The organism is Halarsenatibacter silvermanii (assembly GCF_900103135.1).
Lineage (GTDB): Bacteria > Bacillota > Halanaerobiia > Halanaerobiales > Halarsenatibacteraceae > Halarsenatibacter > Halarsenatibacter silvermanii.
On the sequence record NZ_FNGO01000022.1, the window covers coordinates 1 to 23,272 of the forward strand.

21 protein-coding genes are annotated in these 23,272 nt (G+C 49.7%); 20 read left to right on the forward strand and 1 reads right to left on the reverse strand.

The window, feature by feature from the left end:
• The first annotated feature begins 150 nt into the window (after positions 1-150).
• From BLT15_RS10325 to BLT15_RS10415, 20 genes are all read left to right on the forward strand, one after another.
• A complete protein-coding gene (locus BLT15_RS10325; RefSeq protein ID WP_089761407.1) occupies positions 151-1,365 on the forward strand; it encodes an aconitase X catalytic domain-containing protein in 1,215 nt (404 codons plus the stop codon).
• Positions 1,362-1,769, forward strand: coding sequence for an aconitase X swivel domain-containing protein (locus tag BLT15_RS10330; RefSeq protein WP_089761409.1), 408 nt, complete (start codon positions 1,362-1,364; stop codon positions 1,767-1,769). Before BLT15_RS10325 ends, BLT15_RS10330 begins: the two co-directional genes overlap by 4 nt.
• 14 nt (positions 1,770-1,783) lie before the next feature.
• Positions 1,784-2,416 (forward strand): cyclodeaminase/cyclohydrolase family protein, encoded by a 633-nt coding sequence (locus BLT15_RS10335; protein WP_089761411.1) that lies wholly within the window; start codon positions 1,784-1,786, stop codon positions 2,414-2,416.
• Positions 2,413-3,315, forward strand: coding sequence for a glutamate formimidoyltransferase (gene ftcD / locus BLT15_RS10340; protein ID WP_089761414.1), 903 nt, complete (start codon positions 2,413-2,415; stop codon positions 3,313-3,315). Before BLT15_RS10335 ends, ftcD begins: the two co-directional genes overlap by 4 nt.
• Positions 3,316-3,325: 10 nt before the next feature.
• Positions 3,326-4,555 carry an imidazolonepropionase gene (gene hutI / locus BLT15_RS10345; RefSeq protein ID WP_234985594.1) on the forward strand — a complete coding sequence of 410 codons (1,230 nt, stop codon included), beginning with the start codon at positions 3,326-3,328 and terminating at the stop codon, positions 4,553-4,555.
• Between the two features lie 260 nt (positions 4,556-4,815).
• Positions 4,816-6,870, forward strand: a complete 2,055-nt coding sequence (hutU, locus tag BLT15_RS10350; protein ID WP_089761419.1) for a urocanate hydratase — start codon at positions 4,816-4,818, stop codon at positions 6,868-6,870.
• A 173-nt stretch (positions 6,871-7,043) separates the two neighbouring features.
• Complete coding sequence (gene hutH, locus BLT15_RS10355; protein ID WP_089761422.1) at positions 7,044-8,573, forward strand: histidine ammonia-lyase; 1,530 nt, start codon at positions 7,044-7,046, stop codon at positions 8,571-8,573.
• 276 nt (positions 8,574-8,849) lie between these two features.
• On the forward strand, positions 8,850-9,065 hold the full coding sequence (locus tag BLT15_RS10360) for a hypothetical protein (RefSeq protein WP_089761425.1): 216 nt from the start codon (positions 8,850-8,852) through the stop codon (positions 9,063-9,065).
• Between the two features lie 18 nt (positions 9,066-9,083).
• A complete protein-coding gene (locus tag BLT15_RS10365; protein WP_089761428.1) occupies positions 9,084-10,241 on the forward strand; it encodes a uroporphyrinogen decarboxylase family protein in 1,158 nt (385 codons plus the stop codon).
• A 27-nt stretch (positions 10,242-10,268) separates the two neighbouring features.
• Positions 10,269-11,387 (forward strand): pyridoxal phosphate-dependent aminotransferase, encoded by a 1,119-nt coding sequence (locus BLT15_RS10370; RefSeq protein WP_089761430.1) that lies wholly within the window; start codon positions 10,269-10,271, stop codon positions 11,385-11,387.
• A gap of 12 nt (positions 11,388-11,399) precedes the next feature.
• Positions 11,400-11,780 (forward strand): Rid family detoxifying hydrolase, encoded by a 381-nt coding sequence (locus tag BLT15_RS10375; protein WP_089761433.1) that lies wholly within the window; start codon positions 11,400-11,402, stop codon positions 11,778-11,780.
• Between the two features lie 12 nt (positions 11,781-11,792).
• Positions 11,793-11,924 carry a hypothetical protein gene (locus tag BLT15_RS13645; protein ID WP_268762251.1) on the forward strand — a complete coding sequence of 44 codons (132 nt, stop codon included), beginning with the start codon at positions 11,793-11,795 and terminating at the stop codon, positions 11,922-11,924.
• Positions 11,917-12,609, forward strand: coding sequence for a FadR/GntR family transcriptional regulator (locus BLT15_RS10380; protein ID WP_089761435.1), 693 nt, complete (start codon positions 11,917-11,919; stop codon positions 12,607-12,609). Before BLT15_RS13645 ends, BLT15_RS10380 begins: the two co-directional genes overlap by 8 nt.
• Positions 12,610-12,906: 297 nt before the next feature.
• A complete protein-coding gene (gene nhaC, locus BLT15_RS10385) occupies positions 12,907-14,310 on the forward strand; it encodes a Na+/H+ antiporter NhaC (protein ID WP_089761437.1) in 1,404 nt (467 codons plus the stop codon).
• Positions 14,311-14,408: 98 nt separating this feature from the next.
• A complete protein-coding gene (locus BLT15_RS10390; protein WP_089761441.1) occupies positions 14,409-15,464 on the forward strand; it encodes an asparaginase in 1,056 nt (351 codons plus the stop codon).
• A 130-nt stretch (positions 15,465-15,594) separates the two neighbouring features.
• On the forward strand, positions 15,595-17,016 hold the full coding sequence (locus tag BLT15_RS10395) for an aspartate ammonia-lyase (protein WP_089761444.1): 1,422 nt from the start codon (positions 15,595-15,597) through the stop codon (positions 17,014-17,016).
• A 10-nt stretch (positions 17,017-17,026) separates the two neighbouring features.
• Entirely contained in the window at positions 17,027-17,872 is an 846-nt protein-coding gene (locus BLT15_RS10400; protein ID WP_089761447.1) for a fumarate hydratase, read from the forward strand.
• A gap of 87 nt (positions 17,873-17,959) precedes the next feature.
• Entirely contained in the window at positions 17,960-18,514 is a 555-nt protein-coding gene (locus BLT15_RS10405) for a Fe-S-containing hydro-lyase (protein ID WP_089761449.1), read from the forward strand.
• Positions 18,515-18,552: 38 nt separating this feature from the next.
• The gene (locus BLT15_RS10410; protein WP_234985591.1) at positions 18,553-19,926 is read left to right on the forward strand and encodes an NAD(P)-dependent malic enzyme; all 1,374 of its coding nucleotides are present in this window, start codon (positions 18,553-18,555) and stop codon (positions 19,924-19,926) included.
• 288 nt (positions 19,927-20,214) lie between these two features.
• Positions 20,215-21,597 carry a tryptophanase gene (locus BLT15_RS10415; RefSeq protein ID WP_089761451.1) on the forward strand — a complete coding sequence of 461 codons (1,383 nt, stop codon included), beginning with the start codon at positions 20,215-20,217 and terminating at the stop codon, positions 21,595-21,597.
• 77 nt (positions 21,598-21,674) lie between these two features.
• Here BLT15_RS10415 and BLT15_RS10420 read toward each other — a convergent pair whose 3' ends face one another.
• Positions 21,675-23,213 (reverse strand): L-lactate permease, encoded by a 1,539-nt coding sequence (locus tag BLT15_RS10420; RefSeq protein ID WP_089761453.1) that lies wholly within the window; start codon positions 23,211-23,213, stop codon positions 21,675-21,677.
• Positions 23,214-23,272 lie beyond the last annotated feature (59 nt).

Consider the following 23,272-nt stretch of genomic DNA (forward strand, 5'->3'; position numbering starts at 1 on the left):
AAATTTTGCCTTTCATCACCGTCCATATAGTGGTGCTGATCCTGGTGGGAATAATTCCACAAATAACACTGTTATTGCCGGGACTTCTGGGGCTGAGCTGAATAATTTTTAGTGATAAGGTAATTAATACATCTGGAAAGGGAGGAAATAATGAATTTAACTCGAGAAGAAAAAGCAATGCTGGAAGGTGAATATGGAGAAGGCAAAGCCCTGGCAATGGAAATTCAAAAAGCTATAGGGGAAGCATTCGGGGCGGAAAAAATGGCCAAAATCAGCAAAGCTCATGTCGCTTTGAGCAATCAGGAAGCTGATCTCTGGTTTGCTGAGAAGATGTTAAAAAAAGGAGCTGAGTGTGAAATTCCCCCGACGGTAAACCCCCCCTATAATCTGGAGTATTTTCAGGAGCAGGGCATTGAATTTACCGAAAAGGAAGTTGAAATAATAAACCGAACCAGAGATGCCTATAGAGATATTGGAGCAATATTAACCTATAATTGCACCCCCTATCTGGAAAAAAACATACCTGCTTTCGGTGAAGTTGTGGCTTTTTCTGAATCCAGTGCTACCCCCTATATCAATTCTGTCTACGGAGCCAGAACGAACAGAGAATCCTCTCAAAGCGCTCTCTGTGCTGCGGTCACCGGCAGAACCCCGTTATATGGGCTTTTGCTGGAGGAGAATAGAAAAGGAGATGTGCTGGTAGAGGTTGAAGCCGAGGTGAAGACCGATTTTGATTATCAGCTGCTGGGATATACTATTCCCGAAAAAATAGGTTATGAAGATATTATCCCTGTGCTCACCGGTCTGAATGATGATATAAGCGAGGAGAGCTTGATGAATTTCGGGGCTCAATTAAATACTTCGGGAGCGGTGTCGATGTATCACATAGTGGGGATAACTCCGGAAGCAGATACACTTAAAAAAGCTTTTAAGGGAGGCGAGCCCGAAAAAAAGGTAGAAATTACGGCGGAGGATCTCTCCCGCACACATAAAAAAATGTCATCATCGGAAAGCGAAATAGAATTCGCGCTGATGGGATGTCCTCATCTCACAATAGAACAGGTAGGAAATATTGTTGATACTCTTGCAGGTCGCAGTTTTTCGGTGCCTTTCTGGATCTGCACTTCCAATATGACACGCAATCTGGCGGAAAAAATGGGTTATTTAGAAGAAATAGAGAGGGCAGGAGGCCATATAGTAACTGAAACCTGTATAGATCAGCCCTGCTGGAAATTTTTGCGGGATAAAAAAGGCGTTACGAATTCTCCCAAATGCGCTTATTATACAAAAAGACGCGATCTGGAATTTGAAATAGTCGAACTGGAAAAATGTGTAGAAGCAGCAGTTGAGGGGGGATTACAATGAATAAGTTTAAATGTCGAGAAATTTCAGCAGGTCAGGCAGAAGGGGAAGTTCTCTTCTCCAGCAGCCCGCTTTGCTTTTATCTGGTGGAGCCGGCAGAAGGGATCGTTATAGAAGAAGGGCATGATCTGGAGGGAAAGGATATTTCGGGAAAAATTCTGGCTTTCCCCGGAGGGAAAGGAAGCTCGGTGGTCCAGGCTGACGGCTTATACCAGCTTATGATCGAAGACAATGCTCCTGCTGGTTTAATAATAAAAAATCCTGATACGGTCCTGGTGGCCACCTCCATCATAATGGAGATTCCACTCGTCGATCAGGTCGAAGAGGGATTTTATGCGGAGATCGAAGACAAAACCCAGATCAAACTGGATACTGAAAAAGAATATATAACACCTGTACCTTTATAAGAAAGGAGATATATATGGATAGTTACAAAAATCACAGCCTGGAGAGATTTGCTGAGGAGCTCGCCTCCGATAAGCCAGCGCCTGGAGGAGGTAGTTCCGCCGGTGTCAGCGGTGTCCTGGCAGCCTCTCTGCTCATGATGGTCATCGGAGTTTCTGAAGACAGCAGCGAGCTAAATGATCTCGCTGAAGAGCTGAATCAGGGGCAAAAACGAGCGCTGGAGCTGATCGATGAAGATGCTGAAAGCTTTGCAGAGGTCATGGAAGCCTTTCGTCTTCCTCAGGAAAGCGCCGAGGAAAACCAAAAAAGAAATAGAAAAATTCAGGCCGCCTTTCGCTCGGCAGCTTCTACTCCGCTGGAGATGTTAGAGCTGGCTGCGGATATAGCTGAGATAGCTGTTGAAGTGGCCAGAAAAGGAAATGACAATGCCATTACAGATGCTGCTGCCGGCGTTTCAGCAGCAGATTCGGCGGCGGAGACGGCTTTTTTCAATGTGATGATCAACCTCGATTCTATAGAGGACGAAGAGTTCGTAGAACAAAAAGCTGAAAGAGCCCGGAAACTGCGAAAGAAAGCCGCAGAGAAAAAATCGGAAGTTATAGACCGGACCCGAAACAATATACAAACAATGGAGGGGATCGATCGATGAAGAGAATAATGGAATGCGTGCCCAACTTCAGCGAGGGTCGGGATCCGGACAGAATTGAGAGGATAGAAAAACCTCTGCGGGACGCCGATGATGTTCTGGTGCTGGATTCTGCTCCCGATGAAGATCATAATAGACTGGTTGTCACCATGATAGGAAAGCCTGAAGCTTTAAAATCAGCCATGCTTAAGGCTATGGAGGCAGCCATAGCTGAAATAAATATGGAAGAACATTCCGGAGGCCATCCCCGCATGGGCGCGGTCGATGTTGTGCCCTTTACACCTGTGCGCAATGTGGAGATGGAAGAATGTGTGCAGGCGGCCAATGAACTGGCCAGCAGAGCAGCCGAAAAACTAGATCTGCCCATATATCTTTACGAGGAGGCAGCCACAAGTTCCGAACGTGAAAACCTGGCCCATATCAGAAAAGGTGAGTACGAAGGTTTTGAGGAGAAGATCAAAAAGCCCGAATGGGAGCCGGATTACGGTCCTCAGAGACTGCACGAAACAGCCGGCGCAACTGTGATAGGTGCCCGAATGCCGCTGGTGGCTTTCAATGTAAATCTCGACACAAAAGAGGTGGAGATAGCAAAGGAGATAGCCCGCAAAGTCCGTCATTCCGGCGGTGGACTGCGTTTTTGTAAAGCGATCGGTCTCAGCCTTGAAGATAAAGATATGGTCCAGGTGTCGATGAATATGACCGATTATACTCAGACCAGCCTTTACCAGAGTTTCGAGATGATCAAATTCGAAGCTGAGCGTTACGGGGTCGAAATTGCCGGCAGCGAACTGATCGGACTGCTGCCAGCTCAGGCATTGTTCGATGTTGCCGACTATTATCTGGGGCTGGATGATTTCTCCCCCGGGCAAATTATGGAAAATCGTCTTCTGGAGGAGTTATAAATTGAGTGAGATGATAATAGCTAATATCGGTGAGCTGGCCACCCCGCAGGGGACTGCCGCCCGGCGGGGTGAGGCCGTGAATGAGCTGAAGATTATTGAAAATGCAGCAGTTAAAATTAAGGATGAGAGGATTGAAAAAGCGGGACCGGAAGAAGAGATTATTCCCGGGAAAGATTCCTGTACCTGCCGGATCATCGATGCCCGGGGAAAGGCTGTGGTGCCGGGATTTGTAGATCCTCATACTCATTTTATTTTTGCCGGCAGTAGAGCTGATGAATTCAGCTGGCGTCTTCAGGGGGTATCTTACCAGGAAATAATGGCCAGGGGAGGCGGCATAGTCAATACCGTCGATGATACCCGCCAGGCTTCAGCCAGAAAGCTTTACAGCCTGGGGAGAAAAAGGCTGGATAATATGCTCGATCTGGGCATCACCACAGTCGAAGGGAAAAGCGGTTATGGCCTCGACAAAGAGACGGAAATAAGACAGCTGGAAGTCATGAAAGCTCTCAATAGAGATCATCCGGTCGATGTTGCTTCCACTTTCATGGGAGCTCATGCACTGCCGGCAGAATATGAAAACAGTTCAGATGAATTTATAGATTTTATGATAGAAGAAGTTCTGCCGGAAGTGGCAGATAAAAATCTGGCCGAATTTTGCGATGTCTTCTGCGAGGAAAAAGCTTTTTCTGTAGAGGAGAGCCGTAAAATGCTCGAGGCTGCTGAAAAAGCCGGGCTTGCTCCCAAAATACATGCTGACGAGATCACTCCCCTGGGTGGAGCCGAGCTGGCAGCCGAGGTAGGGGCGGTTTCTGCTGAACATCTTCTTAAAATCTCTCCGGCGGGCATTGAAGCCCTATCTGCTGAAGATGTGGTGGCGGTGCTGCTGCCCCTGACAGCTTTCAGCCTCCAGGAGGAATACGCTCCCGGCAGAAAAATGATAGATCAGAATGTTCCCGTGGCTCTGGCTACTGATTTTAATCCCGGCAGCTGCTATACTCAGTCACTGCCTCTTTTAATAGCGGCCGCCTGTCTTTACATGGATTTCACGCCCGCGGAAGCTTTAACTGCTGTCACCTTGAATGCAGCTGCTGCTTTGAACCGCGCGGAAGAAATCGGCTCTCTTGAAGCCGGCAAACAGGCTGACATGCTCATTCTCGATGCTCCCTCTTACAGGCATCTTCCCTATCAGATAGGTACCAACCTGGTGGAGACGGTGATCAAAAAGGGTGAGCTAATTTAGGCAGAGCAGGTTATTGTTCTTCATGAGTTGGTTACAGGTGTGCTCGCCTGTTCTTCCGGTGATATTTTTCTAACCCATGAGTTTATTATTCCAAAATAGGAAAAATATCAGGTTCATCACAGCGAGCACACCTGTAATGAGAGGAGTAGAGTTTTTTGAGTGGAAATGGCTCACCACTTCCCTGTGGTTCGGCCCTATTTATCAACATTATTCAGGCAAATTTGTATTAATTTTTTAAAAATATAAATGGGGGTTTTGACATGAAGCTTGAGGATATTAATTTAAAGGTTGATGAAGCCATGAAGGTGAAACTGCCGGCAGAACTGCCGGAACCCACAGAGTTCCGGGAAGATATTCGCCGGGCACCTAAAAGGGAGCTCAATCTTTCTCAAGAGGAAATGCAGCTGGCTTTAAAAAATGCCCTGCGCTATGTTCCGCCTGAGCTGCACGATGAGCTGGCTCCGGAATTTATGAATGAACTGCTGGAAAAAGGCAGAATTTACGGTTATCGTTATCGGCCCAATGGTCCCATCGAGGCCGGACCGGTAGATGAATACAAAGGCAATACCCTGGAAGGAAAAGCCCTGCAGTTTATGATCGACAACAACCTCGATTTCGATGTGGCCCTTTATCCCTATGAGCTGGTCACCTATGGTGAGACAGGCCAGGTCTGCCAGAACTGGATGCAGTACCGTCTGATAAAAAGATATCTGCAGGAGATGACAGAGGAGCAAACCCTGGTCGTTCATTCCGGGCATCCCCTGGGACTTTTTCCTTCCAAACCGGAAGCCCCGCGGGCTATCACCACCAATGCTCTGATGATTGGGATGTTCGATGATCCCGATCATTTCAACAAAGCTGCCGCACTGGGAGTGGCCAACTATGGCCAGATGACCGCCGGAGGCTGGATGTATATAGGACCCCAGGGCATCGTGCACGGGACCTATAACACGATTCTCAATGCCGGCCGCAAATTTTTGGGCAATGATCATGATGAGGATTTAAGCGGTCAGCTCTATGTGACATCCGGCCTGGGAGGTATGAGCGGTGCCCAGGCCAAAGCCATTGAAATTGCCGGCGGTGTGGGAGTTATAGCGGAAGTCGATAAGTCCCGCATAGATACCAGGTTAGAACAGAACTGGCTGGGCAAATGCTCCGATGACCTGGATGAGGTATTCCAGTGGGTAGCTGAATACCGCCGGAGCGGTGAAGCTGTATCCATAGGTTATTACGGCAATGTGGTCGAGCTTTTGGAGTATATCGTGGAAAGCGGTATAGATGTCGATCTGCTCTCCGATCAGACCTCCTGCCATGAAGCTTATTCGGGCGGTTATATACCCGCAGGTTATAGTTTTGAAAAAGCTCGAGAATTGCTCTCCGAAAATCCGGAAAAGTTTAAAGAAGAGGTCGATAGATCGCTGCGCCGGCATTACCGCTGCCTGGATGAGATTGTGGACAGGGGTGCTTACTTCTTCGATTATGGCAACAGTTTTCTAAAAGCTGTCTACGATGCCGGTGTTAAGGAGATAGCCCTTGATCCGGAAAATCCTGACAAGGGTTTTACCTTCCCTTCTTATGTGGAGGATATAATGGGTCCTGTCTGCTTTGATTACGGCTACGGTCCCTTCCGCTGGGTCTGTCTCAGCGACAAAAAAGAAGATCTGCGCAAAACGGACAGGGCAGCCATGGAATGCATCGATCCCGACCGCAGAGCTCAGGACTACGACAATTATCACTGGATAAAGGAGGCGGAGGAGAATGACCTGGTGGTCGGATCTCAGGCCCGCATCCTCTACGCCGATGGACCCGGACGGGTAAAGATAGCGCTGAAATTTAACGAGATGGTGAGAGAGGGCGAGATCGGCCCGATCATGCTGGGCAGAGACCATCACGACACCGGCGGTACCGACTCCCCCTTCCGGGAGACAGCCAATATTAAAGATGGCAGCAATATCATGGGTGAGATGTCAATCCACTGCTTTGCCGGAAACGCCGCCCGGGGCATGACGCTGGCAGTGCAGAGCAACGGCGGCGGTGTCGGAATCGGCAAATGTTTTAACAGCGGTTTCGGCCTGGTTTTGGACGGCAGCAGACGTGTCGATGAGATCATCAAATCTTCCGTCGACTGGGATGTGCACGGAGGTGTTGCCCGCCGTGCCTGGGCCCGCAACGAGAACGCTATCGAAACCATGATCGACTGGCAGGACAATAAAGAAGGGCTCGGTCACGCCACGCTGCCCTATCAGGCTGAAGAAAATTTTATTGAAAATGTAGTAGATGAACTGCTCAACAAAAGGGATATAAATCCAGAGTGACGCTTATTCCGCATTTTCAGATGAGGAGAGATCAGCGATGAGCAGATTCTCACTCCGCATATCGTCCAGTAAAATACTCATTGGAGACAGGGGATGGGGCTTTTAAGGCCGCATCCCTTTATTGATTTGATACAACAGCACAGTAAAATCCGTAAATTTCAGGGGGGTTAGGTATGATAAAGATCGATGGTCAGAAATTGAGCGTTGAGGAAGTGGTGCAGGTAGCCAGAGAGAATAAAAAGGTAACTCTTGCTGAAGCCGCAATCGAAGATGTAAAAAAAGCCCGACGGCAGGTGGAGAAAGTCGTTGAGGAAAACCGCATCTGCTATGGCCTCAACACAGGTTTTGGGCGTTTTAGCGATACCCGCATATCGCCCCAGGAAGTCCTGCAGCTGCAGGAAAATTTAATTCGAAGCCACGCTGTCGGCACGGGTAAGCCTCTGTCCCGCGAGGTTGTGCGCGCGACCATGGTTTTGAGGATAAATGCGCTGGCCAAGGGACATTCGGGCATAAGACATAAGACGCTAAAACTGCTGGTGGATATGCTAAACAAAGGAGTACATCCGGTGATGCCTGCCCAGGGCTCGCTGGGTGCAAGCGGTGATCTTGCTCCACTTGCTCATATGGCCCTGGTGCTCATGGGAGAAGGCAGAGCGAAAGTAGATGGTAAAGAGATGACCGGTAAAAAGGCTCTGGCCCGATGCGGTCTTTCCCCGGTCAAACTTGACAGCAAGGAAGGTCTGGCCCTTATAAATGGAACTCAGATGATGACAGCTTTTGCGGCGCTGTCTCTGGTCGATGCTCTCAATCTTCTGCAGCATGCCGATATCGCTCTGGGATTGACAATGGAGGGAGTGGAGGGGATCCTTGCCCCCTTTAAAAATGTCGTCCACGAGGTAAGACCTCATCCCGGACAGAGTCTGGTTGCCGCCAATCTTTACAATCTGCTCAAAGAGAGCTCTCTGGTCTTAGAAAAACAGGATGACAGAGTTCAGGATGCTTATTCTCTGCGCTGTGCTCCCCAGGTACACGGGGCCAGCAGAGATGCTTATAACCATGTCAAAAAAACGATCAGCCGCGAGGTCAATTCCGCCACGGATAATCCCCTGCTTTTTCCTGATCGCGATGAAATAATATCTGGGGGTAATTTTCACGGGCAGCCCCTCGCTCTGACCCTCGATTACCTGGCTATGGCTCTTTCAGAGATAGGAAATATCTCTGAGAGGAGGGTTTTTAGAATGTTAGATGGAACTTTAAACAATGATCTCCCCATGTTTTTGACAGAGCACGGGGGGTTGAACTCAGGTTATATGGTAGCTCAGTATACCTCGGCTTCTCTGGTCGGAGAAAATAAAATGCTGACCTCACCGGCTTCGACCGATTCTATCCCCACCTCTGCCAACCAGGAAGATCATGTCAGCATGGGAGCAGTCAGTGCCCGCAAATTAAAACGCATAGTCGAAAATCTCAGCAATATTATCGCGATAGAATTTGTAACAGCGGCTCAGGCAGTTGAGATGCGCACAGAAGATCCAAAAAAGGAACTCGCTCCCGCCACATTCCTGGTTTTTCAGCGGATAAGAAAGATTGTGCCCAAAATGGAAAAGGATCGGGTACTTGCAGAGGATATCGCCAGCATGAAGAAATTGATCGCCGAAGAGGAGATTCTTAATATCGTAAAAAATAAGATGGATTTTGCCTGACTTAAATTCTTTCCACCCATTCTGCTTTTTAAGGTAAAATAATTGTAGGACGAGATTGGCAGCTGTTCCGGCAGGAAGGAATTTCCCGAGGAGATTAGAACTATAAAAAAAAGCATCTAAAATCATATCTGGAGAGCAAAAACCATGAAAATCAATCTCAGCGAAAAAGCACACGAGAAGATCTTTCGTCCGCGGGAAATTTCACCCGAAAATTTCTGTATAAAGATAACCCTGGATGATATAGGCTGAAAGGGTTCCCGCTATAATCTGGCTCTGGTGGAGCCTGCGGAAAATATCGAACAGTATGCCAATTTCCAGACTTTCAGTCAGGATGGCCTGAATTTTCTGGTGGAAAATGCGGTGAAGATTTCAGCTGAGGAGATAAATATAGAGGTAGAAAAAATTGCGGATAGCGAGGAAATAATAGTCTATAATGCCAATTTCGCTCCGGAACTGCATATCAAACCGGAAAAGTATATCGTGAAACTATAACGGGAAGGAAGAGGATAGATGGAGGATCTCGCGGGAAAGCTGGAAAGCGCAGAAAAGGCAGAGGATTTGAGAAGCATTCTCCGCCAGAGATACGGAGCTCCGTCGGAGGAGATGATCTCACCGCGCACCAGAGTTGAGAGGGCGCTGACTCACCAGCAGCCGGACAGGGTTCCTTTTGATTTCTGGGCTGTGCCGGCGATAAAAAAGCGGCTAAAAAAGCTTCTGGCTGCAGATGAAATCGATGAGGTTTACCGGCTTCTGGGAGTCGACTGCCGCCAGGCCCGGCCCGCCTATGTGGGGCCGGCCCCGCTAAAAAAAGAAGATGGAGCCTATGTCGACCGCTGGGGGACTGTTCGTCAGCAGGTGAAAAACTCCAGCGGCGGAATCTATGAGGAATACGCCGCCTATCCACTGAATGATTTTGAGAGTCCGGCCGCTATCAAAAGCTGGGAGGGCTGGCCTGAAATCGGCCACTGGGATTTTTCCGATCTCGATCAGAGGATAGAATGCTTAAACGAGGATACCCGCTATCACATCCGCCTCGAGCTGGGCGGCATTTTTGAGCTCTCCTGGGGGCTTTACGGTTTTGCCGATTTTCTCACCGATCTGGTGGAGAGACCGGAACTTCCCTGCGCTGTCATGGATAAGTTCACCGGGCTTTTCTGCCGGATCGCCCGCCGGGCCCTGGAGCAGGCCGGTGATAAAATTGATCTGGTCTATACCTACGATGATGTGGGCACCCAGTCCAACCTGCTCATCTCCAAAAAGATGTGGCGGGAATTTCTGCTGCCCCGTCACCAAAAGCTCAACGAGGTGATCAAAAGTTATTCAAAGCCGATCATGTATCACAGCTGCGGCGCCATCTATCCGCTCATCAGCGAACTCAAGGAGAAGATGGGTATCGATGTGCTAAATCCCCTGCAGCCGCGAGCTGAAGGGATGGATATGAAAAAGATAAAGAAAAATTATGGCGGCAGCCTCAGCTTTCACGGAGGCATCGATCTGCAGAAAACGCTGCCCCGGGGCAGTCCGGCCGAAGTGAGAGAAGAGGCCCGGAAGAGATGTCAGGTGCTCGGCAGAGGCGGCGGCTATATCTGTGCTCCGGCCCATCATGTCCAGTCCGACACTCCCCTCGGGAACATAATCGCACTCTACACCGCTGACCGGGAACTTTAAGATGAATAAATTTGAGGACTGAAACTGATGAAGATAAAATTGAGATCGCGGATAAAAAAATTTAAAAAGATGTCATACGTGGAAGCTGAAACCGATCCCGTTCTGGAAGGAGAGGATATCTCGCTGGATTGTTCGCTGGGAGTAAATCCGCTGGGACCGCTGCCGGAGGCTGATCGCGCCGCCGAAGAGATCGACTGGCAGCGGGTGGGAGATTATCCCGATCCGGCATACCCGGAGCTGCGCGAGCTCATAAGCTGCTGCTGGCAGGGGATTTTCCAGCCTGATGAGGATCAGATTTTCATCGGCAGCGGAGCAGCTGGACTGCTGGAGAGAGTGCTGAAGCTTTTCCTGGAAAAAGATAAGGTGGTCTTCGGTTTTAGGCCCCAGTTTCCGGAGGTTTGCAACTTTGTTAAAATACTCGGCGGAAAGTATGACTCGATTCCCCTGGCCGCAGACGGATTTAAATTCGAGGGCGAAAAATTTCTGGAAAGCATTCGGCCCGGGCACGATCTCATTTTCATAGATAATCCCAACAATCCCAGCGGTCAGATCATAGATATCGACCTTCTGGCCCGGGTGGCCGCCAGGGCGGCCGAAGAGGAAATTCCGGTCATAATTGATGAGGCTTACGGAGGGTTTATGAGCTGTGATAATTCGGCCCTGAAGCTTCTGGAGGACTGCGAGAATTTACTCGTGATCAGATCGCTCTCCAAGGGTTTAGGACTGGCCAACCTGCGGCTGGGTTATCTGGTCACCTCAAAAACGATAGCGCAATACTACAGACAGATAAATCTATCGCCCTTCACCTGCCCGGACATCCTCCGGCCTTTCTGGGAGCAAGCTTTGACCGATCGGGATTACCTCGCGATGTCCAGAGAAAAAATAGCCCGGTCTAAATCCCGGATTATGAGAGAGATAGAAAAGGAGGAAGGATTCGATCTGGCGGCCACCGACGCTGAAGTCCCAATTCTGCTGCTCGGCGCGAAGAACGATATCAACCTGTATCGGGAGTTTCGGCAGAGGGGCATCAAAACCGCACCGGGCGATCAATTTCCGGGACTGGACAGATCTTTTGTGCGCATCCAAACCCCTGTAAAGGATGAAAATATCGATAAACTTTTGACCACTATCAAAAAAATAATTTGAGGAGGGATATTGATGAGTTCGATCGAAGAGATCGCCGCAGAAGAGAGCCCGGCTGCAGTCGGACCTTATTCGCAGGGAGTGACTTTTGAAAATCATGTTTTTGTCAGCGGTCAGCTTCCTCTGAAGCCAGAAGGTGGAATGGTCAGCGGAGATATTGCCGACCAGGCGGAGCAGTGCCTGGAGAATATCGAGAAAATTTTGAGCGAGGCGGGAGCGAACTTCGACGATGTGCTGAAAGCGAGAATTTTCCTGGACGATCTCGATGATTTTGACGAGGTTAACGAGGTTTATCGAAAATTCTTCTCTGAACCCTACCCCGCCCGCAGCTGCGTCGAGGTGGCCCGGCTGCCCAAAGGGGCCGGACTGGAGATAGAAGTGCTGGCCAGGCGTTAAAATCTCAATATTATGAATTTTAAAGGCCGACAAGGAAAACCTGCAAAAGAAACAGAATTAATATCACAGAAGCGTCCTGTAATACAGGTAGTCAGATATACAGCTATACCAATTTTAAAGCCGGAGGAAAAATTTGATGTTTGAAGATGAGACGATAGAACAATCCAACATGTATGAAAAAATCGTCGAAAGAATATTGGATCTGCTTAAGGAAGGAGAGCTTAAGCCGGGCGATAATCTTCCTTCCGAGAAAAAACTGGCTCAAAATTTTGGCGTGAGCAGGGTTACCATCCGGGAAAGCCTGCAGGTGCTCGAACTTTTAGGTCTTATTGAAAAGAAAAAAGGGGCCAGCACAGAGGTAATATCTGATAGGCCGATATTTAAAAATATTTTCTCCCTTTCTTTTGATGAAAACACCGAAGAAACATTGTTAGAATTATATGAGATAAGAATTTTAATAGAACCCGAGGTGGTCAAAAGAGTGGCCGCCAGAGAACTAAGCGATAAAAAACTGGCGGATATAGAAAAAGCCCTTAAAAAGATGAAATCACAGATAGAAAAGGGGGAAGCAGGACGTCTGGAGGATATTACGTTTCATCAGGCAATCATCAAAGCCTGGGGCAACAACATACTGACTTCATTTATAATAAGTTTAATCGAGCTGCAGCATAAAAGCAGAAAAATAACCCTGACCGATCGCCCCGAGGAAGCCTTTCGATATCATCAGGAAATATATAAGGCAGTCGTCGAGGGTGCTTCTGAAAAAGCCAGCCAGGCTATGAAGGCCCACCTCAAAGAATCGATGGAAGTTCTGCAGAAAAGATTATGATCAACTATATCAGGATATAAAGAAGTTATAATATTTGCATTATAGTTTAATTTTTTATTTTTTTGTAATTGGGGGTCTTCTTGTTATCAGCTGATAGATATCGCATAAGATCGGGGAAAAATTTCATTGTGAACGCAGCTTTATATCTTACAGTACAACTAAATGAGGTTTTTGACACACCTATTAACATCTGAAGACAAGAAGATCAGTAATTGGTACGGCGATCTGGCAAAGAGTTGGTCGCAACATATTTTAGCATCGCAAAATAATTATCAACAGCAGGGGGTTTTTATCAATATGGATGTTTCTGATGAAGTGCGCGATCCCACAATCGGCGAAGTTCTTCTGGTGCTGGTTGCCTTTTTAGTTGTCGTTTTCTCCTTTGTTTCCATCTACGATCTGCCGATTCAGCTGGCTTTGTTCATCTCCTGGTTTTTAGTCATAGCGCTGGGAGTAAGGCTGGGCTATAGTTATGAAGAACTGGAAGAAGGGCTTATGGACGGTATCCGTGAGGGAATGGGAGCTATTTTGATCCTCATCACCGTCGGTACTCTGATCGGTACCTGGATTGCCGGTGGAGTGATAGCAACTCTTATCTACTACGGACTTGCTATTATTCATCCCAGTATATTCCTCCTGGCTACACTTATCATCACCTCTTTGACCTCACTCGCCACCGGAACCTCCTGGGGTTCGGCCGGAACCTCCGGGATCGCCATGATGGGAGTGGGAGCTGGCTTTGGTTATCCCATGCCGCTGGTCGCCGGAGCGGTGCTTTCCGGAGTTTATTTTGGCGATAAACTCTCGCCTCTTTCCGACAGCACCAACTTCACCGCCTCCATGAGCAATGTAAAAGTCATCGAACACGTACGATCCATGCTTACTTTGATAGTTCCGGCCTGGGTGATTTCGGCGATACTTTACACTATAGTCGGGTTGATGATGGATGTCGGTACCGCGCCGGAAGAGATGGCCCGGGTGGAAGAATACATGGAAGTTATGTCGACTCACTTTTCCATCAATCCCATCATGCTCATTCCTGCCGCCGTAGTAATTATTCTGTTGGTCATGAGAAAGCCTCCTGTGGCCAGCATCGCCTTTGGAGCTCTGCTGGGAGTTGTCTGGGCGGCGGTATTTCAGGGCATAGGCTTTTTCGAGGCGCTGGGCACGGCCTATGACGGATTCGTGCTGGATACCGGCGTCGAATTCATCGATGATCTGCTCTCGCGCGGCGGAATTTACGAAATGCTTCCTTCGATTGCGGTGATCATGTTCGGCCTGGGCTTCGGCGGTCTGCTGGAAAAGGTCGGCGGACTGCGGGTTATCGTGGACAAGATATCCCATCTCTTCAAAAATCCGGGACGGACAGCCATCGGCTCGATCGTGGTCGGCATAATGGGTAACATGTTCGGATCGGCCATGTACGTATCGGTTATAGTTCCGCCCAAAATCATGCAGGGCAGCTATGACAAACTCAACCTGAAACGCACGGTGCTCTCGCGCAACACAGAGGTGGGCGGCACGCTGACTTCGGCCATGGTTCCCTGGTCCGATAACGGCATCTTTATGTCCACTCTGCTGGGAGTCTCGGTATTCGAGTATATACCTTATATGTGGATGGCTTTTATCGCGATGATTCTGGCCGTTCTCTACGGTTATACCGGCCTCTTTATGTGGAAGACGGATGAGGAGACTCGATGAGAACCGGCTGTTCAATCCTGATCAGAAACAGGAACAGGAGGGAGTATTTTGAGATACTCCGGATAAATTTTGTCGGTAAGCAAACAGAGGTGAAATAAATGCAGGATATATTGATAGTTTCGACCGGAGGCACGATCGCCTCGGTCGAATCGGTAAATGGTAAGACTCCAGGATTGAGAGCTAAAGAGCTGATCGAATATCTTCCCGGTTTGAAATCTGCCGGCAGCCTGGAAACGATCGATGTTTTTGAGATTGACAGCACCAACATGCAGCCGGAGGACTGGCTGACAATAGCCGAAGTCATCCGCGAACAGAGCCAGGATTACGAGGGAGTGGTGGTGACTCACGGCACCGATACCATGGCCTACACCGCCGGCGCGCTTACCTACCTGCTGCAGGATCTCGAGCTGCCGGTGGTGCTCACCGGTTCGATGCGTCCGATCGGCAGGCCGATGAGCGATGCCCGCGGCAATCTCGTAGATGCCATTCGCTGCGCCTGCCGGGACATAGAAGGGGTCTTTGTGGTTTTTGACGGTAAAGTTTTAAACGGGCCTCGCGCCGTCAAAGTGCACACCAGGAAATTTGCTGCCTTCGAGTCAATCAACTATCCGCCGGTGGGAGAAGTATGCGGCAACAGAATCAGGTTCAACAGTGAGATATTCAAAGATTTTGACGGCGCCGGCGAGGAAACCGCCGCCGGAAAGTCACCGGCAGAGCTCAGACCTGGATCTGTACCGGCAGAAAAGCCGGCTTTAAATCCGAATGTGGCGCTCGTAAAATTATTTCCGGGGCTCGAGCCCGACCTGATAACCCGGCTGGCTGATGAACGAGACGGTCTGGTGCTGGAAGCTTTCGGGCTCGGCAATGTTCCTTTCCGGGAGCGCGATCTATCCCGCCGGATAGATGAAGCTCTCTCCAGAGTTCCCATCGCGGTAACTTCGGAAGTCCAGGCCGGCAGCACCGACCTTTCGACCTATGAGGCGGGCAAGAGAATAAAAGATGCGGGTGTTATTTCCTCTAAGGATATGACAACTCCCGCCCTCATGACCAAGTTTATGTGGGCGCTGTCCCGGGCGGAAAATCGGGACGAAATAGAAAAACTGCTGCACCAACCTGTGCAGGCCGATATCATTCCGGCGCCCTCCCGGAGCTGAGAGGGCGTCTTTTGCCTGTTTTTTCTGCCTGTTTTTGCAGTGAAATTCACAGAAAAACAGGGATATAGAAGGGATATAGAAAGTTGATGTTTTTTCAGCTATAGCTGTATTTTGAGGGGGTTAGCAAGTTATGGAGTCTCGAATTGAAGAAGATTCGATCGGCAAAAAAGAGATACCGGCCGGAGCCTATTACGGTGTTCATTCGCTGCGGGCTGCGGAGAACTTTCAGATCACCGATCTCAATATCCACCCGCGGCTGGTACGCTCGCTGGCCAAGATAAAAAAGGCCGCTGCCATCACCAACTCGCGCATAGGTCTCTTGGAGGACAGCAGGGCTGAAGCCATAAGCCAGGCCTGCGATGAGGTGATTGGCGGAGCTTATCGCGATCAGTTTATAGTCGATGCTGTCCAGGGCGGAGCGGGCACCTCGATCAACATGAACATGAACGAGGTGCTGGCCAACCGGGCCATCGAAATTCTCGGCGGCGAAAAGGGCGATTACGATGTCGTTCATCCCAACAACGATGTCAACATGGGCCAGTCGACCAACGATGTCATCCCCACCGCCGCCAAGATAACGACAATCAGCATGCTGGAGGAGGTTGTGGAAAGGGTCGAGGCGCTGCATGAGGCTTTAGATGAGAAAGGCGATGAATTCGACGAAATAATCAAGATGGGCCGGACCCAGCTCCAGGATGCAGTCCCCATCAGGCTGGGCCAGGAGTTTAAGGCTTACGCCACGGCCGTCCGCAGGGATAGGCGGCGAATAGAGGAGACGATCGAGGATCTCAAGGTGATCAATCTGGGCGCTACCGCTGTCGGCACCGGTCTCAACGCCGACCAGAATTATTTCGACATCGTCACCAGGGTGCTCAAGGATATCACCGCTCTCGATCTCACCCAGGCGGAAGATCTGATCGATGCCACCCAGAACGTCGATGCTTTCGTGGGGGTCTCCTCTTCGCTCAAAACCTGCGTCAGCAATCTCTCCAAGATAGCCAGCGATCTCAGGCTGATGTCTTCCGGACCGAGAACCGGACTCAACGAGATAAATCTGCCCGCGGTTCAGGCCGGCTCCTCTATCATGCCCGGCAAGGTCAATCCGGTGATACCCGAGGTTATCAACCAGATAGCCTATCACATCATGGGCAGCGATGCCACCATAACCAAGGCGGCCGAGGCCGGTCAGCTCGAGCTGAATGTTATGCAGCCGGTCATCATGTACAATCTCTTCCAGGCCATCGAGATGCTGCGCAAGGGGCTGGAAACTTTTGTGGAAAACTGCATAAAGGGCATCGAGGCGAACGCGGAGCGGTGTGAGGAGCTTGTCGACAGCAGCGTCGGTATCATCACAGCTATAAGCCCCCATATAGGTTACGAGACAGCCGCCCGCATAGCCAAAAGAGCTCTCGATGAGGACAGATCGGTGCGCGAGGTAATTCTGGAGGAGGAGATTCTGGACGAGGCGAAGCTGGAAAAAATTCTCAATCCCTACGAGATGACCGAACCGGGTATTGCCGGCCGCGATATTCTGAATGAAGAAGAGGAGTGATGATCGGAATATGCGCAAAATAAAAGTTGATGAAATTACGGAGGAAGTAGCGCGCCTGGCCCAGGAGAGCAACTATTATCTGCCGGATGAGATGGAGGAGTTTTTAGATAAGGCAGCCCGCCAGGAAGAGTCGCCGGCCGCCCGCGAGGCGCTCGAGCAGATCCGCAAAAACGCCGAAATAGCGGCTGAGGAAAAACTGCCGATGTGCCAGGATACCGGCGTGACCGTCGTCTTCGCCGAAATCGGAAGCCAGGTCGAACTCGTGGGAGGCACGCTGAGAGAAGCTGTCAATGCCGGTGTGAGAAAAGGCTACAAAGAAGGCTATCTGCGCAAGTCGATCGTGAAAGATCCCGCTGGCAGCCGCGAAAACACCGGCGATAATACCCCGGCGGTAATTCATACGGAGCTGGTGTCTGGCGATGATTTAAAGCTGACGGTGGCTCCTAAAGGCGGCGGCAGTGAGAACATGAGCCGACTTGAGATGCTGACTCCGGCTGCCGGAGTGGCGGGGGTCAAAGATTTTGTGGTCGACACCGTGATCGAAGCCGGCCCCAACCCCTGTCCGCCGATAATAGTCGGCGTCGGCATCGGCGGCAATTTCGAAAAATGTGCGCTGCTGGCCAAAAAGGCGCTGCTGGAACCGCTCACACCGGAAAGAAAAGATTCCGAGATGCCGGAACTGGAAAAGGAACTTTTAGAGGAGATCAACAAAAGCGGCATCGGAGCCCAGGGATTTGGCGGCATCACCACTGCTCTGGCGGTCAACATAAAGACCCATCCCTGCCATATAGCCTCGCTGCCGGTAGCTGTTAATATCAACTGTCACGCCGCCCGCCATAAGTCGACGGTTATTTGAGATATTTTCTGTTGCTTGAGAGACCTGAGTAAATGCTGCGGGAAAGCTGGAAAGAAAGCGGCAATCTTATCAGGAGTGATAAAAGAGATGAGCATCAAACTGGAAACTCCCCTGGAAGAGGAAAAGCTGGCCGAGCTTAGAGCCGGCGACTCGGTGGAAGTCTCGGGCATCATCTATACCGCCCGTGATGCAGCCCATGAGAGATTGGTCAACCGTCTGGAAGAGGGTGAAAACTTGCCTTTCGAGATCCGGGGTCAGATGATTTATTACGTAGGACCGGCCCCGGCTAAACCCGGCTATGCGATCGGTCCGGCCGGCCCTACGACCAGCAGCCGGATGGACCCATATACGCCTCCGCTTTTGGAGGCCGGACTGAAAGGAATGATCGGTAAGGGTTCTCGCTCGCCAGAGGTTAGAAAAGAGCTGCAAAAGCACGGCGCTGTCTATTTTGGTGCCGTGGGCGGAGCGGCTGCGCTAATCTCATCCCGGATCGAGTCCTCGGAGATAATAGCCTATGAAGAGCTCGGGCCCGAAGCAGTGCGCCGGCTCGAAATTCGTGAGCTGCCGCTGGTCGTGATCAACGATACCGTCGGCGGCGATCTTTTTCAGGAGGGCAGAGAAAAATACAGACAGAGCAGTTGATCGTATCAAAAATTAGAGGGTTACGGGAGGGATTTACAGTGAGTGCAGATAAAAATAATCAGAATAAAGAAAAAAAGATGACCGAAGAAGAACTGCTGGCCCAAGCGGAAGAACCGGCTGAAAAAGCTCTGGAGATGCATCCCTTTTATCAGGGCAAGCTGGAGGTTTCTCTGAAGGCTCCGGTAAGAAATTATGACGATTTTGCCATCTGGTATACTCCCGGGGTGGCCGCATCCTGCCGGAAGATAGCGGAAAATACCGAGGAAGTCTACCGCCAGACCAACCGCGGTAATATGGTAGCGGTTGTAACAAACGGCACCCGGGTGCTGGGACTGGGCGATATCGGTCCGGAAGCGGCGCTGCCCGTTATGGAGGGGAAATCGCTGCTCTTTAAATATCTGGGCGGGGTCGATGCCTATCCGATCTGTCTTGACATACGGGATACTGAGGAATTCGTGAGTACTGTCAAAGCTTTACAGCCCTCGCTTGGCGGCATAAATCTAGAGGATATCTCCAACCCCGAGTGCTTCCGCATTCTGGAAAGATTGCGGGAGGAATGCGATATTCCCGTCTTCCACGATGATCAACAGGGCACAGCCTGTGTTACCATAGCCGGGTTAATAAATGCTTTTCGTTACGTGGATAAGGATATCCGTCAGGCGCAGATAGCTCTGATCGGGGCCGGCGCGGCCAACGTAGCAACCCTGCGTCTATTGACCGCCTACGGCGTACCGGCCGGCAATATAATCATGAGCGACAGCAGCGGAATTCTACATGAAGGCCGCCTGGATAATATCGAAGAGAAATATCGCGAAAAGCGCCGCATCTGCCGCGAGACCAATGCTGAAAATATAACCGGTGACATTCCCGATGCGTTAGCCGGAAGCGATGCTGTGGTGGCGCTGGCCGCGCCAGGACCCGATCTGATCCAGCCGGAATGGATACAGAATATGGCTGAAGACCCTATTATTTTTGCCTGCGCCAATCCTATCCCGGAAATCTGGCCCTGGGAAGCAAGAAAAGCAGGGGCAGCTGTAGTGGCCACCGGCCGCTCTGATTTTGCCAACCAGGTTAACAACTCGCTGGGATTTCCCGCTATTTTTCGCGGGGTGCTGGATGTGCACGCTGACAGCATTTCAGATGAGATGTGCATAGCTGCTGCTGAAGAACTTGCCGACTTTGCCGCTGAGGATGGCGTGGATCCCGATAAAATCCTGCCCACCATGGAAGAAAAGGAAGTATATTACCGTGTGGCCGCGGCTACAGCCGAACAGGCAATAAAGGAGGGCAGAGCCCGCCGCGAAAAAACCCGGGAGGAAGTTTATGAAAGCGCCCGACAAAAAATTGAACGAGCTCAGAAGCAGACACAAACTCTGATGGATGCAAAAGTCATCCCTGAATTTGAGCAATAATTCTTTTTAAAATCCTGCAGCAGTTTCGCCTCAAATTTAATTTTAAAAAAGAGATTTAAAGCGGAGCAAAAGCGGAGAGAAAGCGGAGGGGATTCACTCTTCTCCGCTTCCACTCCGCTCCCTCCTCGCTAGTAACTCCGGATTAAATTTTAAATTTTTTATCACCTTTCCACCCCGCCACCTGATGCAAAGCTACCGTATTCTTATTTTTTAAAATATTTAATTGCTATTTTACATCAAATGATTTAAACTATATAATGGCCAGCATTCTAAAGGAGGGAGTATAAATTGGATGGAGATTTCAAAGCTGAACCTTTCAAAATCAAAGCAGTAGAACCTATTCAGCTGATTCCCCGCCGGGAAAGAGAAGAGGCGATTCAAAAGGTCGGTTACAATCTATTTTCGCTCAACTCCGATCAGGTCTATATCGATTTATTGACGGACAGCGGCACCGGAGCTATGAGTGATAGACAGTGGGCCGGTTTAATGCAGGGCGATGAATCCTACGCCGGCAGCGACAATTATCAGAAGCTGGTAGCCGTTGTTCAGGAACTTTTTGATTATGAATATACGATACCCGCTCATCAGGGGCGTGGAGCCGAGCAGGTTTTGTTCCCGCTTTTGGCCGGGAAGGGGCAGTACGGAATAAGTAATATGCATTTTGATACCACCAAAGCACACGTCGAATTAGCAGGAGCGAAAGCGGTCGATATGTTTACGGAAAACGCGGTGGAAACCGGCAAATATCATCCTTTTAAGGGAAATCTGGATGTAGAAAAAGCAGAAGAATTCATTCAGGAAAAGGGAACAGAAAAAATAGCTTTTATTATTATGACCATAACCTGCAACAGCGCCGGCGGCCAGCCCGTTTCACTTGAGAACATAAAAAATACCAAACTTCTGGCCGACAGGTATGATATACCGCTTTTGCTCGATGCCGCCCGGTTTGCGGAAAATGCCTATTTCATCAAACAGCGGGAAGAAGGTTATCAGGATAAAACCATCAAAACCATCGTAAAGGAAATGTTCAGCTATGCCGAAGCTTTCACCCTGAGCGCCAAGAAAGATGCTATCGCAAACATCGGTGGACTGATAGGCATCAAAGATGATGAAAAACTTTATAAACGAGCCCGTTCACGATCAGTCCCTCTGGAAGGCTTTCCGACCTATGGGGGGCTGGCAGGGCGGGATATGGAAGCTATCGCCCGGGGGCTGCGTGAGGTAATTCAGCTGGAATATTTGGATTACAGGATAGGTCAGGTTAAATATCTGGGAGATAATCTGCGCGAGGCAGGAATTCCCATCCAGTACCCTGTAGGAGGACATGCAGTTTTCGTCGATGCAGGCAAAATGGCACCGCACATCCCTCATAACCAATTTCCGGGCCAGGCTTTAGGTGTTGAACTTTATAAAGAGGCCGGGGTGCGCGGAGTGGAAGTGGGAACGCTGCTTCTGGGCAGAGATCCAGATACCGGAGAGAATTTGCAGGCTCCTTTAGAGCTGCTGCGGCTGGCAATCCCTCGCCGGGTCTATACGGACAATCACCTGGATGTGGTGACTGAAGGTATGAAACGCGTCCGTGATAAAGCCGATCAGCTCAGCGGCTTGAAATTCACATACGAGCCCGAGGTTTTGCGCCACTTTACCGCAAAATTTGAGCCGGTTAAATAATTTATAACCATAATACACGAATGTGATAAAAGTTTGTCATAGAAATCAAAATTGCGGTAAAAAATAAAGAGGGCTTTTCACAATATCTGAGCCAGCAGCAGAACCACAAAACCAGCCAGCAGGCCGCTTGTCAGGGTATACCCCAGACCCTTTTTGATCAGTTCTCCTTCTTTTCCGCCCACGCCCACGATTGCTGTTCCCATCAATATTTTGGCAGGAGCTATGGCAGATCCCAGGGAGCCGCCGATCGATTGAGTCGAAGCGATCATATATTCAGAATAATTGAGGATGACGGCCGTGTCCACCTGGAAGGGACCAAAGAGAACATTTGAACTGGTGTTGCTGCCGGTGAGAAAAGCTCCCAGTATGCCGATCACCGGGGATAAAACCGGGAAAAACCCTCCGCTGAAGGCAGCCATGCCCTGAGCAAACATATATATCATGCCAGAATCATTCATGAGCTGGGCCAGTATCATCAAAAGAAATACGGTGATCATGGAAGATCTGGCCTGAATGATCCCTTCTGTGAAGATAGAAGTCACATTCTCTTTTTCCAGCTCTCCCTCGAACAGATAAAAAATAATCCCTATGAAAGTGGCCACCAAAAGGAAGGTAAAAGGATGGCTGAAGAGGCCGATCGGTGAAAATTCGGGTTCGGCGGCAACTTCATAGCCCAGGCCGCTGGTGAAACCGGGAAAAGAAAGCGATATCTCCCAGCCGGGCAAAAGCGCATCTACGGGCGGGAGCTGGGCGATCAGCACGCTGAGAATTAACAATATATAAGGAAAGAGAGCCGCCTTGAGACTCATCATTTTCGCCGGCATATCGATTTCCTCATCGGTGCGATAAAGCAGCACTCCCAGAAAAAAGGCCGAGCCGCAAAGTCCGGCTAAAAGCGAACCTATATGAGGAAAACCCATGACAGCAGCAAAAACTTTCATCGATCCCATAATCAGAGTTGCCGGAATAATATATTTGAGCTCTCTTTTGATAGCCGGAAGGCCGCCGTAAACATGAACGGTAAAAAGCCCCGTGGTGAAGATAGGCATAAAAAATAGCAAAGCCATGACGGTGGCCAGCCTGACAGCCGGCAGTCCTGTGACCAGCTGCAGAGCATAAAAAGACGATCCCATAGATCCGAAACTGATAGCCCAGGAATGCCCGATCAAAACGGTGGTCAAAGCTATCAGCGGCTTGTAGCCTATACCGGTCAACATAGCTCCCACTATAGCTACCGGCATGCCGAAACCGGTGATTCCCTGAATGAAGCCGGAAAGTGCCCAGCTCAAACCGAGAAGTTTGACAGTGCTGTCACCTCCCAGTTCGGTGATATAGGCTTCGAGCGAGTTAAAACCACCGGCTTTATCCACCACTTTGAAGATAAGAATACCGCCGAGAAGAATCAGTATTACATAGAGGCTGAGAAAAGTCCCCTTGCCGGCGGAAAGAAGCATATGAGCCGGCTCAAGCTGAAATACGCCATAAGCCAGCGCTGCCGCCAGAGCTAAACTTATTACAGCAGAAATTTGCGAAGAAATACGCCAGTAAGATATGAATAGTAAGAGCACAATTACCGGCAGCATAGAGATCAACCAGTATGATAACGTGAATTCCATTATCGATAGCCTCCATAATTTTTGTTACAGCAGTAATTTCGGTCAAATTTATCCCACCA

Bases quoted from the DNA above. Each gene is read 5' to 3' on its own strand.
- BLT15_RS13645 (WP_268762251.1), top strand. From the start codon at position 11,793: ATGAATTTTAAAGGCCGACAAGGAAAACCTGCAAAAGAAACAGAATTA.
- hutH (WP_089761422.1), top strand. From the start codon at position 7,044: ATGATAAAGATCGATGGTCAGAAATTGAGCGTTGAGGAAGTGGTGCAG.
- BLT15_RS10375 (WP_089761433.1), top strand. From the start codon at position 11,400: ATGAGTTCGATCGAAGAGATCGCCGCAGAAGAGAGCCCGGCTGCAGTC.
- ftcD (WP_089761414.1), top strand. From the start codon at position 2,413: ATGAAGAGAATAATGGAATGCGTGCCCAACTTCAGCGAGGGTCGGGAT.
- BLT15_RS10400 (WP_089761447.1), top strand. From the start codon at position 17,027: ATGCGCAAAATAAAAGTTGATGAAATTACGGAGGAAGTAGCGCGCCTG.
- BLT15_RS10405 (WP_089761449.1), top strand. From the start codon at position 17,960: ATGAGCATCAAACTGGAAACTCCCCTGGAAGAGGAAAAGCTGGCCGAG.
- BLT15_RS10395 (WP_089761444.1), top strand. From the start codon at position 15,595: ATGGAGTCTCGAATTGAAGAAGATTCGATCGGCAAAAAAGAGATACCG.
- hutI (WP_234985594.1), top strand. From the start codon at position 3,326: ATGATAATAGCTAATATCGGTGAGCTGGCCACCCCGCAGGGGACTGCC.
- BLT15_RS10370 (WP_089761430.1), top strand. From the start codon at position 10,269: ATGAAGATAAAATTGAGATCGCGGATAAAAAAATTTAAAAAGATGTCA.
- BLT15_RS10330 (WP_089761409.1), top strand. From the start codon at position 1,362: ATGAATAAGTTTAAATGTCGAGAAATTTCAGCAGGTCAGGCAGAAGGG.
- BLT15_RS10335 (WP_089761411.1), top strand. From the start codon at position 1,784: ATGGATAGTTACAAAAATCACAGCCTGGAGAGATTTGCTGAGGAGCTC.
- BLT15_RS10365 (WP_089761428.1), top strand. From the start codon at position 9,084: ATGGAGGATCTCGCGGGAAAGCTGGAAAGCGCAGAAAAGGCAGAGGAT.
- BLT15_RS10420 (WP_089761453.1), bottom strand. From the start codon at position 23,213: ATGGAATTCACGTTATCATACTGGTTGATCTCTATGCTGCCGGTAATT.
- BLT15_RS10390 (WP_089761441.1), top strand. From the start codon at position 14,409: ATGCAGGATATATTGATAGTTTCGACCGGAGGCACGATCGCCTCGGTC.
- nhaC (WP_089761437.1), top strand. From the start codon at position 12,907: ATGGATGTTTCTGATGAAGTGCGCGATCCCACAATCGGCGAAGTTCTT.
- BLT15_RS10380 (WP_089761435.1), top strand. From the start codon at position 11,917: ATGTTTGAAGATGAGACGATAGAACAATCCAACATGTATGAAAAAATC.
- BLT15_RS10325 (WP_089761407.1), top strand. From the start codon at position 151: ATGAATTTAACTCGAGAAGAAAAAGCAATGCTGGAAGGTGAATATGGA.
- hutU (WP_089761419.1), top strand. From the start codon at position 4,816: ATGAAGCTTGAGGATATTAATTTAAAGGTTGATGAAGCCATGAAGGTG.